Source organism: Bifidobacterium sp. W8110 (assembly GCF_016101375.1).
GTDB lineage: Bacteria > Actinomycetota > Actinomycetes > Actinomycetales > Bifidobacteriaceae > Bombiscardovia > Bombiscardovia asteroides.
Genome location: NZ_JACFQO010000001.1, coordinates 378,290 through 392,172, shown reverse-complemented (window position 1 = coordinate 392,172; position 13,883 = coordinate 378,290). Strand labels below are relative to the sequence as shown.

Annotated in this window: 14 protein-coding genes and 1 tRNA gene; 2 read left to right on the top strand and 13 right to left on the bottom strand. The window is 62.2% G+C overall.

Annotation, left to right across the window (positions count from 1 at the left end):
* The 9 genes from rplB to H3T88_RS01520 all read right to left on the bottom strand — a co-directional run bounded on the left by rplB (nucleotide 1) and on the right by H3T88_RS01520 (nucleotide 7,963).
* Complete coding sequence (gene rplB / locus H3T88_RS01560; protein WP_015022356.1) at nucleotides 1-831, bottom strand: 50S ribosomal protein L2; 831 nt, start codon at nucleotides 829-831, stop codon at nucleotides 1-3.
* Between the two features lie 35 nt (nucleotides 832-866).
* Nucleotides 867-1,169, bottom strand: a complete 303-nt coding sequence (gene rplW, locus H3T88_RS01555; protein ID WP_015022357.1) for a 50S ribosomal protein L23 — start codon at nucleotides 1,167-1,169, stop codon at nucleotides 867-869.
* A 5-nt stretch (nucleotides 1,170-1,174) separates the two neighbouring features.
* Nucleotides 1,175-1,849 carry a 50S ribosomal protein L4 gene (rplD, locus tag H3T88_RS01550; protein ID WP_015022358.1) on the bottom strand — a complete coding sequence of 225 codons (675 nt, stop codon included), beginning with the start codon at nucleotides 1,847-1,849 and terminating at the stop codon, nucleotides 1,175-1,177.
* 4 nt (nucleotides 1,850-1,853) lie between these two features.
* The gene (rplC, locus tag H3T88_RS01545) at nucleotides 1,854-2,507 is read right to left on the bottom strand and encodes a 50S ribosomal protein L3 (RefSeq protein WP_110417607.1); all 654 of its coding nucleotides are present in this window, start codon (nucleotides 2,505-2,507) and stop codon (nucleotides 1,854-1,856) included.
* 16 nt (nucleotides 2,508-2,523) lie between these two features.
* Nucleotides 2,524-2,832, bottom strand: coding sequence for a 30S ribosomal protein S10 (rpsJ, locus tag H3T88_RS01540; protein WP_006295278.1), 309 nt, complete (start codon nucleotides 2,830-2,832; stop codon nucleotides 2,524-2,526).
* A 284-nt stretch (nucleotides 2,833-3,116) separates the two neighbouring features.
* The gene (gene adhE, locus H3T88_RS01535; RefSeq protein WP_415873720.1) at nucleotides 3,117-5,900 is read right to left on the bottom strand and encodes a bifunctional acetaldehyde-CoA/alcohol dehydrogenase; all 2,784 of its coding nucleotides are present in this window, start codon (nucleotides 5,898-5,900) and stop codon (nucleotides 3,117-3,119) included.
* 266 nt (nucleotides 5,901-6,166) lie between these two features.
* Nucleotides 6,167-6,658 (bottom strand): 30S ribosomal protein S9, encoded by a 492-nt coding sequence (gene rpsI, locus H3T88_RS01530; RefSeq protein ID WP_015022361.1) that lies wholly within the window; start codon nucleotides 6,656-6,658, stop codon nucleotides 6,167-6,169.
* A gap of 20 nt (nucleotides 6,659-6,678) precedes the next feature.
* Nucleotides 6,679-7,128, bottom strand: a complete 450-nt coding sequence (gene rplM / locus H3T88_RS01525) for a 50S ribosomal protein L13 (protein WP_045935716.1) — start codon at nucleotides 7,126-7,128, stop codon at nucleotides 6,679-6,681.
* A gap of 202 nt (nucleotides 7,129-7,330) precedes the next feature.
* On the bottom strand, nucleotides 7,331-7,963 hold the full coding sequence (locus tag H3T88_RS01520) for an AbrB family transcriptional regulator (protein ID WP_198203306.1): 633 nt from the start codon (nucleotides 7,961-7,963) through the stop codon (nucleotides 7,331-7,333).
* A 108-nt stretch (nucleotides 7,964-8,071) separates the two neighbouring features.
* On the opposite strand from H3T88_RS01520, the gene H3T88_RS01515 reads away from it, so the two are divergent.
* Nucleotides 8,072-8,734 (top strand): IMPACT family protein, encoded by a 663-nt coding sequence (locus tag H3T88_RS01515; protein ID WP_198203305.1) that lies wholly within the window; start codon nucleotides 8,072-8,074, stop codon nucleotides 8,732-8,734.
* 220 nt (nucleotides 8,735-8,954) lie between these two features.
* Here the strand turns inward: H3T88_RS01515 and H3T88_RS01510 are convergent.
* Nucleotides 8,955-9,041 (bottom strand) — tRNA-Ser (locus H3T88_RS01510).
* Nucleotides 9,042-9,266: 225 nt separating this feature from the next.
* Between H3T88_RS01510 and dinB the strand changes: the two genes are divergently transcribed.
* A complete protein-coding gene (gene dinB / locus H3T88_RS01505) occupies nucleotides 9,267-10,538 on the top strand; it encodes a DNA polymerase IV (RefSeq protein WP_198203304.1) in 1,272 nt (423 codons plus the stop codon).
* Here the strand turns inward: dinB and dapC are convergent.
* The 3 genes from dapC to H3T88_RS01490 all read right to left on the bottom strand — a co-directional run bounded on the left by dapC (nucleotide 10,535) and on the right by H3T88_RS01490 (nucleotide 13,659).
* Nucleotides 10,535-11,689, bottom strand: a complete 1,155-nt coding sequence (dapC, locus tag H3T88_RS01500) for a succinyldiaminopimelate transaminase (RefSeq protein ID WP_198203303.1) — start codon at nucleotides 11,687-11,689, stop codon at nucleotides 10,535-10,537. The two genes, dinB and dapC, sit on opposite strands and share 4 nt — an antisense overlap.
* A gap of 71 nt (nucleotides 11,690-11,760) precedes the next feature.
* Nucleotides 11,761-12,078, bottom strand: coding sequence for a ferredoxin (gene fdxA, locus H3T88_RS01495; protein WP_015022367.1), 318 nt, complete (start codon nucleotides 12,076-12,078; stop codon nucleotides 11,761-11,763).
* Between the two features lie 57 nt (nucleotides 12,079-12,135).
* On the bottom strand, nucleotides 12,136-13,659 hold the full coding sequence (locus H3T88_RS01490) for an amino acid permease (RefSeq protein WP_110417613.1): 1,524 nt from the start codon (nucleotides 13,657-13,659) through the stop codon (nucleotides 12,136-12,138).
* Nucleotides 13,660-13,883: the final 224 nt, after the last annotated feature.

Here is a 13,883-nt window from a genome sequence, read left to right as displayed (position 1 = left end):
TTACTTGCGGTTCTTACCATTTGGACGACGACGCACGATCATCTTGTTGGAGGCCTTCTTGGGCCTGCGGGTGCGGACCTCGCCCTTGCCCCAGGGAGACACCGGCGGCTTGCCGCCACGAGTGCGTCCACCATGCGGGTGGTCGACCGGGTTCATGGATTCACCACGGGTGATGGGCCTGCGGCCCATCCAGCGGGCGCGTCCTGCCTTGCCGAGCTGAACGTTGGCATGGTCGTTGTTTCCGACCTCGCCCACCGTTGCGCGGCAACGGGAGTCGACGTTACGAATTTCGCCGGAGGGCATACGCAGCTGGGCGTAGGCTCCGTCCTTGGCCACCAGCTGGACCGCAGCACCGGCCGAGCGGGCGATCTTGGCGCCGCCCAGGGGCCGCAGCTCAATGGCATGAACGATGGTGCCGGTCGGGATATTGCGCAGAGGCAGGTTGTTACCGGGCTTGATGTCGGCCTGTGGACCGGTCTCGATGACGTCACCCTGCTTGATTCCCTGCGGTGCGATGATGTAGCGCTTCTCTCCATCTGCAAAGTGCAGAAGGGCAATGCGGGCCGAGCGGTTGGGATCGTATTCGATCTCTGCAACCTTGGCGGGTACGCCGTCCTTGTCCCAGCGACGGAAGTCGATGAGGCGGTACTGGCGCTTGTGCCCACCGCCGCGGTGGCGGCTGGTGACGCGACCATAGGAGTTGCGTCCGCCTGTCTTGCTCAGCTTGCGAACCAGCGACTTCTCGGGCTTGGAGCGCGTGATTTCGGCAAAGTCCGAAACCGAGGCGTTGCGACGGCCCGCGGTCGTCGGCTTGTATGTACGGATAGCCATAATCTAGTTCTTCCTTAACTTTTCTCGGCTAGCCTTCAGTTGTTGGTACCGAAGACATCGATCGACTGGCCCTCGGCCACCTTGACGATGGCGCGCTTCTCGGCGGCGCGACGACCCCAGCCCGTACGGGTTCGGGTCCGCTTGCCCTGCCGATTGAGGGTGTTGACCGATGTGACCTTCACGTTGAAGATCTGCTCGATGGCCTGCTTGATGGCGACCTTGTTGGCATCAGGGTCCACCACGAATGTGTACTGGCCGCGGTCCGAGTTGGCGTAGCTCTTCTCGGAGACGACCGGGCGCAGAATGATGTCGTGCGCTGGCTTGTGAATAGCTGCCATGAAAATCAGGCCTCCTTGACGGTCTCGGACTTGGCGCCGCCCTTGACGGCCAGGAAGGCATCGAAGCCATCCTTGCTGAAGACGACATCCTCCGCCGTGACCACATCGTAGGTGTTGAGCTGATCGGCGAAGAGGACATGGACGGTGGGCAGGTTCCTGACGGAGAGCCACTCGTTGATGTTCTCACGGGACAGCACGACGGTGGTGAATCTGTTGTCGACCAGGGGCAGCAAGGCTGCCTTGGCGGCCTTGGTGGACGGGGTCTCACCAATGCCGAAGTCGACCACGTGCACACGTCCTGCGTTGACCCGGTCGGACAGGACATAGCGCAGGGCTGCGGCCTTCATCTTCTTGGGGGTGCGCTGGGAGTAGTCACGCGGCTGCGGGCCGTGGACAATGGCGCCACCGGTCCACTGGGGAGCGCGGATGGAGCCCTGACGAGCACGACCAGTGCCCTTCTGCTTCCAAGGCTTGCGGCCGCCGCCGGAGACGGTGGACCGGGTCTTGACCGAATGCGTGCCCTGGCGGGCTGCAGCCAGCTGGGCGACGACCACCTGGTGAATCAGCGGCACGTGCGAGCGGACATCCTCCTCGGCAATGCCGAAGATCTGCTCGGGTGCGTCCACGGTCCCGGTGTTCTTGCCCTGGGCGTCGGTGATGTTCAGAGTCAACTTAGCCATGGTTTCAGGCTCCCTTCACTGCCGAACGAACCAGGACGATGGCACCGCGGGGCCCGGGCAGGGCACCCTTGATGGCGATGACGCCCTTCTCGGCATCTGCGGAGACGATGGTCAGATTCTGGACGGTCGAAGTGTCATGACCCATGCGGCCGGCCATACGCTTGCCCTTGAGGATGCGGCTGGGAGTGGCGCAGGCGCCCACTGAACCCGGACGACGCTCGTTCTTGTGCGAGCCGTGGGTGCGACGGTAGGACTTGAAGCCCCAGCGCTTGATGGTGCCGGCAAAGCCCTTGCCCTTGGTGGTGCCGGTCACATCGACCTCGCTGCCCTCGGGCAACAGATCCAGGCCCAGTTCCTGGCCGGGCTGATAGCTGCCGGCATCGGCGGTGCGGACTTCAACCAGGTGACGACGCGGGGTCACTCCGGCCTTGGCGAAGTGACCGGCCAGCGGCTTGGTCACCTTGGTGGGATCAATCTGCCCGTAGCCGATCTGGATGGCCTGGTAGCCGTCCTTCTCCTGGTTCTTGACCGCGGTCACCACGTTGGTGGACACGTCCACCAGGGTCACCGGGACGAAGAAGCCGTTCTCGTCCCAGACCTGGGACATGCCCAGCTTGCGGCCCAGGAGAGCCTTGCGGTTCCTCTGCTCTTCAGCCATGCGGTTTCCTCCTCCCCTACAGCTTGATTTCAATGTTGACGTCCGCCGGCAGATCGATGTGCATCAGCGAATCCACAGCCTTGGGCGTGGGATCCACGATGTCGATCAGGCGCTTGTGGGTGCGCATCTCGAAGTGCTCGCGGGAGTCCTTGTACTTATGAGGAGAACGGATGACGACATACACGTTCTTCTCAGTCGGCAGCGGAACGGGGCCAACCACAGTTGCGCCCGCGTTCGTCACCGTCTCGACGATCTTCTTCGCCGATTGGTCGATGACCTCATGGTCATAGGACTTTAGCCTGATGCGGATTTTCTGTCCCGCCATTGCCGTCCGCCCTTTCTAGCGATCTATGAACTGATTACCCAGTCTGTTTCAAGGGCACGGAACGACGGCCACAGGAGACATTCCTCCCGACAGGCCTCAGCCGGATCCATGCGCAGCCGTGGAGAATCCCGTGGGGATGGGAGTCCTCGCTGCACCCGCTATTGTGATTGACAAAATGCGAGCCCAAAACAGGCAACTTTCTTATTAAAGCACGAGGGTTCCCCTAGAAGAATCCGGGCGTGTCGCGCCTCTTCCAGGAGAACCCCCGGCTCAATTATGGACTGTCAAGCCCGCTGGGAGGCCTCCTGGACCATATCCTCACCTTGGCGGGCGACCCTCATCCGGTGGCCCTCCTCCTGGCTGACCCCATAGTAGGCGGCCACAGCGATGTCCTTCATGTCCTCAATCAACGGAATACGGGGGTTGGCGGGCGTGCACTGATCCTCATAGGCGCGCATGCCGATCTGATCCAGGGACTTCCAGTAGAAGTCCTCGTCCACTCCGGCAGCCTGGAAGGAGGCATCCATGCCCAGGCGCTCGTCCCGGTAGGATTCCACAGCACGGGCCAAGAGCTCCACGCCTTCCTCGGGAGTTGCGGATTCGATGCCCAGTACGTGTGCCATCTGCCTGTAGCGCTCCGGGGCCACATACTCGCTGTACTTGGGCCAGCTGGTCGGCTCGTCCGGGATCCGTCCGTTGTAACGGATCACATAGGGCAGGAGGATGGAGTTGGCGCGCCCATGGGCCACATGGCAGAGGGCTCCGATGGTATGCGCCATGCCGTGGCACATGCCCAGGAAGGCCGAACCGAAGGCCATGCCAGCCATGGTCGCCGCATTATGCATCTTCTCCTGGGCGCGCACCTTGGCCTCGCCGCCGGCGGTATCTACGGCAGGCTCCAGGTTGTCCCAGATCAGCTTGGCCGCATGCAGGGCCATGGCGTCGGTGTAGTCATTGGCATAGACCGAGACGAAGGCCTCCATGCAGTGGGTCAGGGCATCGAAGCCCGAGTCGCAGGCCAGGCTCTTGGGCTGGGTACGGGCCAGAACCGGATCCACGATGGCCACGCTGGGAGTCAGGGCGTAGTCGGTGACGGGGTACTTGTATCCGGTCTTATGGTCGGTGATGACCGCGAATGGGGTGACCTCCGAACCCGTGCCCGAGGAGGTGGGAATGCAGACCAACCTGGCCTTGGTGCCCAAGGGCGGAATTTTGAAGGCCCGCTTGCGGATGTCGAAGAACTTTTCCCGGACATCGGCAAAGGAGATCTCCGGGTGCTCATAGAGCAGCCACATGATCTTGGCCGCGTCCATGGGACTGCCACCGCCCACGGCGATAATCGTGTCGGGACGGAACTCATCGCGCATCATGGCCGCACCGCGCTCCACCGTCTCGACGCTGGGCTCCGGCTCTACGTAGTCAATGATCCGGAAGGTGACCGGCTCGGACCGGGCCCGCAGCTGATCGATGATCTTGTCCACGATCCCCAGCTGCTCCATGACCTTGTCACAGACGATGACGGCACGTCGGATGCCGAACATGTCGCGCAAATAGCGGACGGAGTTGGGCTCGAAGTAGGTCTTGGGGGGCACCTTGAACCACTGCATGTTGTTGTTCCTCCGCGCAATCCGCTTGATGTTGATCAGATTGACCGCCTGGACGTTGCCCGAGACCGAGTTGCCGCCATAGGAGCCGCAGCCCAGGGTCAAGGAGGGGGCGATGGCATTGTAGATGTCGCCGATGCCACCCAGGGAGCTGGGCTGGTTCCAGACGATCCGGCAGGCGTGCATGCGCTGACCGTACTCACGCACCAGCCTCTCGTCATCGGTGTGAATGGCTGCCGTGTGCCCGGCGCCGTAGCGTAGCATCTGCTCGCAGAGAGTGAAGCCCTCCTCCTTGTTGCTGGCCTTGAGTACAGCCTGAACCGGAGCCAGCTTCTCCAAGGTCAGGGGCTCCACGGGGCCGACCTGGTCGCATTGGGCAGCCAGGATGGTCGCATCCTCGGGTATCTCGAAGCCGGCCTGACGGGCGATGAACTGGGGGGACTTGCCCGGAACCTCGGAGTTGAGCCTGGGAGCAGGCGCATCGGCACCGGCATGGGCCCGCACGCCGAACATGTACTCCTCCAGCATGGTCTTCTCCTCAGGGTTGACGAAGTAGGCCTTGCGCCGCTTCATCTCCTGGATCACCCGGTCATACACATCCTGATGGGTGATGATGGCCTGCTCTGTGGCGCAGATCATGCCATAGTCAAAATGCTTGGACAGAATCAGGTCGTTGACGGCCCTGGGGACGTTGACCCTGCGGTCCACATAGGCAGGGGCATTGCCGGCTCCTACGCCCAGGGCAGGCTTGCCCGAAGAGTAGGCGGCCTTGACCATGCCGGTGCCTCCGGTGGCCAGAATGGTGGCCACGCCGGGATGCCGCATGAGCGCGCCGGTGGCCTCGACTGAGGGATGCTCGATCCACTGGATGCAATTCTGAGGAGCGCCTGCCTCGAGGGCGGCATCGCGGACGATCCGGGCCGCCTCCACCGAACAGCACTGGGCGTAGGGGTGGAATCCGAAGATGATGGGGCAGCGGGTCTTCAGGGCCAGCAACGACTTGAAAATGGCAGTCGAGGTGGGGTTGGTAACCGGAGTCACGCCAGCCACTACACCCACCGGCTCGGCCACTTCGATGATGCCGTCCACGTCGTTTTCGCCGATGATGCCCACGGTGCGTTGCCTGGCCAGGTAGTTGGTCACATGCTCGCAGGCGAAGATGTTCTTGGTGGCCTTGTCCTCCACCAGACCACGCCCGGTCTCCTCCACGGCCATCTGTGCCAGGGACAGATGCTTGTTCAGGGCCGCGATCGAGGCCTTGGCCACAATCCGATCCACCTGTTCCTGGTTGAGCTCCTCAAAGGCGCGTAAAGCCGACTGCGCGCGGACGACCAGAGCATCCACCTCCCTGCTGGCCAGCTCACTGCTGTCGACCCGGCCACCTTCCCTGCCTGCTGCCGGATCCTTCATTTGTTGCTCATGCTTCTGCTTCTGCGTTCCAGCCAAGGTATTGGCCCTCCTCATGTTCCGCGGATGCCGGTCCACGAAAGGCATCCGTCATAACGTGACGAAAGTCACAATATAGACCGGTGGGGGCACCATTGAGCCCCAGGATGAGCGAACGTTCGCTTGAAGCGTGTCGTGTGGGAATCCGTTGTTTTTCTGCTCATTTTCCGCACTGCAACGTGCGCTTTGGCGTTCGCTTCAGACTGGGCCGTCCAGGCGTGAATCCAGGCATGAAAAATCCCCAAGGTCCGTGAGAACCTCGGGGATGGAAGAAACTGCGAACGTCAGCGCTTGGAGAACTGCGGAGCTCGACGGGCCTTGTGCAGACCGGCCTTCTTGCGCTCCACCACGCGGGCGTCGCGGGTCAGGAACCCGGCCTTCTTCAGGGCAGGGCGGTTGGCGTCCCGGTCGATGGCGTTCAGGGCGCGTGCGACGCCCAGACGAACTGCGCCGGCCTGGCCGGTCACGCCGCCGCCCTCTACGCGCACAACCACGTCGAACTTGTTCTCGAGCTTGAGCAGCACGATAGGCGAGTTGACCTCGCGCTGATGCAGCTTGCTGGGGAAGTACTCCTCCAGGGTGTGCCCGTTGATGCTCCACTTGCCGGAGCCCGGAATCAGACGGACGCGGGCGACTGCCTCCTTGCGGCGGCCGGTGCCGTAGCCCGGCTCGATTGCGGAGGTGCCGGTGCCTGCGCCGGCGTTGGTCTCGGAAGTGTAAGAAGCGCTGGTCTCCTCGGCCTCGAGAACCGCGGAGCTGTTGTTGTTGTCAGCCATGGTGATTATCTCCTCTGGTCCTACTTGGCCTGCTGGGCGACCTGATGGATCTTGTACTCAATGGGCTGCTGTGAGGTGTGAGGATGCTCCTCGCCTGCGAAGACCCGCAGCCTGGTCAGCTGGACCTTGGCCAGCTTGTTCTTGGGCAGCATGCCCTTGACCGCCGTCATGATGATGCGCTCGGGGTTGTGCTCCATCAACTGCCCATAGGAGTCGCGACGCAGACCGCCGGGACGGCCGGAGTGGGTGTAGAGCACCTTGTCGCTCTTGTTGCCCGTCAGCACCATCTTGGACGCGTTGATGACGATGACGTTGTTGCCGGAGTCGGCGTAGGGCGCATAGGTGGGCTTGTTCTTGCCGCGCAGCAGATCGGCCACCTGGGCTGCCAGACGCCCCAGCACCACACCGGAGGCGTCGACGATATACCAGTCATGTGTCAGATCGGCTGGTTTCGGGGTGAAAGTCTTCACGATTCAACCTTTTCCTTGCATTGTGTTTCGGGCTCTCTGCGCCGCATGCTGCCATGCTGGCCGAAAGCCATGTATTCCGTGGGCTCCCTTAAAGTCCTAGACGGCGAGTGGGAAAAGCGCTTTGAGGACCCCTTAGGGAAACACAACAATCCATTATTGTAACGCCTGAGTGCCGTTCGTCAAAATTCGCGTCGTCCCGGTCTCAGCGGGTGGCTGCCGCCCGTGCCACCTGCCCGTCCGGATCCTGGCGAAGGGCATCGAGGGTGGCCTGCCTGGTGTTGGGATTCAGAGCCACGGCCCGGCGGACCATGGCGGCCAGCACATGCGGGGCATTCTGCTCATCGCGAGTGCCGAGGGCTCCCAGAAAGTCCAAAGTATCAGCATCAGTGCGCTCGTCCTGGGCACCCTCCAGGCGCATCTTCCAGGAGGTCATGGGATTGGTCAACGCAGCAGCCCTGACTCCGGCATCCTCGTCCTTGGTGAGCAGACCGGCCAGCCAGTTCTTGTCATCCTTGTTGGCGGCAACGGCCCGACGGACCTCCGGGCTGGAATCCTGGGAGAGCTTGACCAGAATGTTGGGGAAGGGCATGGTCTGCGCCAGGTAGATCCTGTCCTCCACCGGCGTGTGCTCGTTGCCGGCCACGGCCTCCAGCAGTGCCGTGAAGCGGGAGAAGGCGGCCTGCTCGGACCTGTCGGGCAGAGGGCTCCGGGCGAATTCGTGCAGCTCGTCCGTATCGGTGGAGTGCCTGAGCCTTTCATAGAAAACGGTCAGGGCCTCGTGGGGCTTGCCGGCTGACGGGGATTCGGTTTCCGGTTGGTCCTGGGGATTGGTCATGCGGCCAGCTTAGGTCGTCTCCCTGATAACAGACTCGGCCCGGAACCCCCTCTAGCATGGAGATAGCGCAGGAACCGAGGAGACGATAGGCATAGGAGGCAAGCCGATTTGCTCACCATACTGGATAGGCCGCAGAAACCGGCCACAGGCTCTCTGACCGAGCGGAAGTCCGAGTTCATTGGCCAGGCCTGCCATATAGAGGACCAGGAGGCGGCCATGGCATTCGTCCAGGAGGTCCGATTACAGCACCCCAAGGCCCGACACGTCTGCCACTGCGCAATCTGGGGGCCCGAGGGCCGCACCAGCGAGCGCATGAGCGATGACGGAGAGCCCTCCGGAACGGCCGGCAAGCCCATACTTGAGGTCATGCGTCGGCAGGGGCTGACCGACTGCGTCCTGACCGTTACCCGATACTTCGGGGGGATCCTTCTAGGATCAGGGGGGTTGATCCGAGCCTATTCCTCAGCAGCATCCCTGGCGCTCGAGGCGGCGAGATCGGCACGCGTGCTCCCGACGCAACGGTTCACGATCACTGCGGACTACCCGGAGTACGACTCCCTCTGCCGTCTGATCCGCAACTCCGGGGGCCACGTGGAGACCGAAGACTTCACTGACCGGGTGCGCTTGACCTACGACCTGGAACCCGCAGCGGTACCGTCCTTTGATGGACGGCTGGCCGACCTTCTGCAGGGCCGGGCCCAGCCCAGTGCCCTCGGCGAAGGCCGCAGACTGATTCCTCTGTCTGAGGACAGGGCTTCATCTGCTTCATGATGGCCAGGACGAGCCATACAGCCATTGCCCGGCTGCAGTCTACCTGCCAGACAGACTCATGCCAAGTATCGCCGGTCCTCCGCCGTGCGGACCATGACCCTGCCAGACCGTGACCTGGGCAAAGATATAGAAATTACAGAAAAGAGCACAGAACAAGAAAGACCTTTGAGAATGACTAAGACCGGCAATCGTGCATAATAAGCGATCACCGGTCATCAGGCGGAGACGAGGAGATTCGAACTCCTGGACCGCTTGCGCAGTCAACACCTTAGCAGGGTGCCCCTTTCGGCCACTCAGGCACGTCTCCATGCAGGCTCCCGAGCCAGGACCTTAGCCCCAGAGTTTCGAGAACAGAACAATAGAATACCATGATTGACCGACCTGACTCGCCGGGGCGGCTGAAAGCGGCGAGCAGGGCACGGATTGGTTTATTTTCATGGATTAAAACCATAAAAGTGAATCTTTTCCAAGAATTTACGTTTGAGAATAATTTATCGCATGTTCCTCCGGGACCTCCTCCTATCATGGAGCTATGAGTACCGCACCAAGGCTTGCAGCCGCCAAGAAGGACTGGGGACATGACGAGACCGGCTGCACGGTACTGCACATTGACATGGATGCCTTCTACGCCTCCTGCGAAGTCGCTCGACACCCGCAATTGCAAGGCCGTCCGGTCATCATCGGCACCGGACGACGTTCGGTGGTCTCCGCAGCCAGCTACGAGGCCAGAACCTTCGGCATCAACTCGGCCATGCCCCTGGCGCGTGCCAGACGACTGTGCCCCCAAGGGGTCTTCCTTCCGGTTGACATGACCTATTACCGGAGTATCTCAAGACGGATATTTGATACGGTTTTCTCACGAATCACCAATCAGATCGAGCAGGTCTCGGTAGACGAGTGCTACATGGACGTGTCCGGGGCGCTCATGCGCTGGGGCATGCCCACAGCCATCGCCCGGTGGATCCGAGCCAGCGTGGCCCGCCAATTCCACGTGACCTGCTCGGTGGGCATCGCCACCAACAAGCTTGTGGCCAAGATGGCCTCCACCAACGCCAAACCCGATGGCATGCTGCTGATTCCCAAGGCCCGCCAGGCCGAGTTCGTCCAGCTGATGCCCCTGCGCGGCATTCCCGGCATAGGACCGGCCCTGGAGAAGCGGCTGAACGCCTGGGCCATCAAGGATGTAGCCGACCTGGCCACCATGAGCGAACGGGATCTGACCCGGGCCACAGGTTCAACAGTTACAGCCCGGAAGCTGGCACAGGCCTCCCACGGATTGGACGACGATCCGGTCCAGCCGCGAGCGCCAGAGAAGTCCCTGGGCGCGGAACGCACCTTTCTGCACGACACCACCAGCATGAAACAGGTCTGCGACCTCCTGCGCGTCTGCAGCAACGAGGTGGCCACCGGACTGCGATCACACGACCTGATCGCCCGGACCATCACCGTCAAACTGCGCTTCGATGATCTGCGCTATATGACCAAGGCCCGCACCCTGGAAACCCCGGTCAACTCAGCCAACCGGATCTATCCGCAAGCGGTCGGTCTGCTCAAGGCCATGTTGGGGCTGCCCGATGGCGTGCCCATGGATACCCCCCTGCCCAGGCTGATTCGTCTGGCCGGTGTCAGCGCATCCGGTCTGAGCCGGGTGGAGGACACTCCCATCCAGCCATCCCTGGACGACATCATCCACGAGAGCAAACGTCACACCGGCAGCGAGTCTCAGCGCCTGGATCAGGCAGAGGCCACCATGGACTCCATCAGGAGCCGCTATGGCAAGGGCTCAGTCAGCATGGGCCTCTAAGCGGCGCTACGCAGACGTCCTAAGGCCAGCTCCAGCTGCTCGTCAGTGATGGTTGACGAGAATCGCAGATAGTGGCCGTCCCCATAGAACTCCCCTGGACTGGCCAGAATACCAAGACGGGACAGGTCCGCCATATCGGCCCAACAGTCGCCCGAACGGGCTTGCGCCCAGATATAAAGGCCTCCTTGAGGCATGACGGCATCGTATCCGTAAGATCTGAGAGCTTCAGCCAGGGCATGCAGACGACTGGCGTAGACGCCACGCTGGGCCATCACAGCCTCACCGTCCTCCAAGGCGGCCCGCATGGCCCGCTGCACCGGACCTGGCACAATCAGTCCCATCTGCTTGCGGTAGGCGGTCATGGCCTCCACCAGACGAGCATCGCCGGCCACCAGGGCTGCCCTGTATCCGGCCATGTTGGACTGCTTGCTCATCGAGTACAGACAGAGTATCCCACTGGCATCGCCGCCACAGACTTCAGACTCCAGTATGCAGGGCGAGGCGGGAATCTGCGCATCTCGCCCAGTCTGGGCGGGCCCTGACCAGTCCAGCAGGGCATAGCACTCGTCACTCAGGACCGTGACCCCTATAGAACGGGCCGCCCGTACAATCTTAGCCAATCCGGCCCGGCCGATGATTCGACCGCTGGGGTTGCCCGGCGAATTGATCCATATTGCTCGAACGCCTGGCAGATTCACCCATGAATCCGTATCAACAGGATCGTCCACGGTCGTCACCTGGGCCCCGGCCAGCTGGGTTCCGATGGCATAGGTGGGATAGGATACCGTCGGCTGCACCACCCGGTCCCCCGGTCCCAGATGCAGGAGTGAGGCCATGAGCGCCACCGCCTCCTTGGACCCCACCGTGGGCACCAGATCCGCCCCCAGGGCATCCAGATCGACTCTGCGGCGATGTCGGAACCAGTCGGCCGCGGCCTGCCTCAGGGGGGCGTCACCGGCGGTTTTTGGATATCCCCGTGCCTGGCCGTCATCCGCAGCCGCCGCCAAGGCCTCCTTGACCGACCTGGGCACAGAATCCACCGGCGAACCCACCGACAGGTCCACCAGACCACCGGTGCATTGCTCCGCACGCCGACGGTAAGGGTCAATCCTTGACCAGTCATAGGGGGATTCAAAAGAGTGAAAACCCATGGCCCGCCTTCCTCGTATAAATAAGCCGCGGCGGGATGACTCCCATCCGCGGCTCGTCAGCCTCATTTCAACTACTTGTTGGGTGGCAGGGCTGCCACACCCTCCGGATCGTGATCGTAGGGACCGACCGCAGCAGCGCCGCCGGCATCCCCCACCTGGGCGAAGAAATCAGTCGCCGCATCCTTATACCAGGTCCACTCCTCGGGCAGGTCGTCCTCGTAGAAGATGGCCTCCACCGGGCAGACCGGCTCGCAGGCGCCGCAGTCCACGCACTCGTTGGGGTTGATGTAGAGCGAACGGACGCCCTCATAGATGCAGTCCACCGGGCATTCGTCCACGCAGGCCTTGTCCTTGACATCCACGCAGGGCTGAGCGATGACGTAGGTCATAGGTTACCTCCTGAGTATGCGAATATTCACTCTACACTCCAGCGCCGACGCTCCAGGTCAGTGAAGACCGGCCTGGGTGGCCTTGGATATCTTCCCGCTGAGCTGATGGCGGCCGAGCAGGGAGTGCCGATAGGAGTAGCCGAAGTAGATGGCCAGGCCCGCAGCCAACCAGACCACGAACCGGATCCAGGTCAGCACGGTCAGGTTGAGCATGAGCCAGAGGCAAGCCAGAGCGATCAGAATGGGCACCCAGGGGTTGCCGGGCATCTTGAATGACCGGGGCAGGTCAGGCCGGCGCTTGCGCATGATGGGCAGGGAGATGGCCACCAACAGGAAGGCCGAGAGCGTGCCGATGTTGACCATGTCGGACAAGACGTCGATGGGGAAGCAGGAGGCCACCACGGCCACCACGATGCCGCCCAGGATCTGGATGCGTGCAGGCGTGCCATGGCGGCCAGTGCGGGAAAGGGCACGGGGAAGAAGCCCGTCGCGGCTCATGGCGAAGACGATGCGGGTCAGCCCCAGCAGGAGCACCATGACCACTGTGGTCAGCCCCACCACGATGCCGAAGGAGATGATCTTGGCAGCCCAGGGAGCGCCCACCATCTCGAAGCCGGTTGCCAGGGAAGGGTTCTTGGCCTTGGCCAGATCCTTGTAGGAGACCATGCCGGTGGTGACGATGGCGACCAGGATGTACAGGGTGATGACGATGAGCATGCCCAGGCCGATTCCACGGGGAATGGTCTTATGGGGCTCCTTGGCCTCCTCGGAGGTGGTGGCGACGATATCGAAGCCCACGAAGGCGAAGAAGACCAAGGCTGCGCCTGAGAGGATGCCGGGGACACCGTAGATTGTGGGCTGCATGCCGGAAACCCACTGCCAGAGGGGCTGACCCATGATTCCTGGCACACTGGCCCCCGGAACGGCCGAGGCCGGCTCAGAAGGCGGGATGAAGGGCCGATAGTTGTCCACCTTGACGTAGAAGAAGCCCACCACAATGACGAAGACCACGATGCCGATTTTGAGGACGGTCAAGGCGCCGTCGAACCGGGCCGAGAGCTTGGTGCCCAGGACCAGAAGGACCGTGAAGAGGGTGACGACCACCAGCGGGGCCAGGTCCACATCCATGCCGCCCACATGGAAGCTGGAGCTGAACGAGGTGCCCCCCATTAGATGGATGAAGTCGTTCAGGTAGACGCCCCAGTACTTGGAGATGACCGAAGCGGCCATGAGCATCTCCAGAATCAGGTCCCAGCCGATGATCCAAGCCACCAGTTCGCCCATGGTGTTGTAGGTGAAGGTGTAGGCCGAGCCTGAAACCGGGATCATGGAGGCGAACTCCGCGTAGCACATGACGGCTGCCGCGCAGACGATGCCTGCGATGACGAAGGAGATGATGACGGCCGGACCCGCATGGAAGGCCGCCGCCTGGGCCCCCACCGAGAAGATGCCAGCGCCCACGGCCACTGCGACGGCCATGATGGCCAGGTCCCAGGTGGTCAGCGTCCGCTTGAGCGACCTGCCTTCCTCCCCGGTCTCCGCCAGGGTCTGTTCAACGGATTTCTTCCTGAATAATTCCATCCTGCTCCCAATCGTGACTTATTGTGCCGCAAACTCCTCCGGCCCATCACTATAGGAGATGGGGGCGCACAACTCCGGACTTTGCTCATTTCGGGATATTACCCTCTGGCAGGCCTTCCGGAATCGGCGACTCGAGCAAGGCGCAGCAATCCGCCAATAGACAAGTAGACAACAAGGCACCCCAGCCGTTCCGACCGGGGTGTCCACTGGATACAACCCGTACT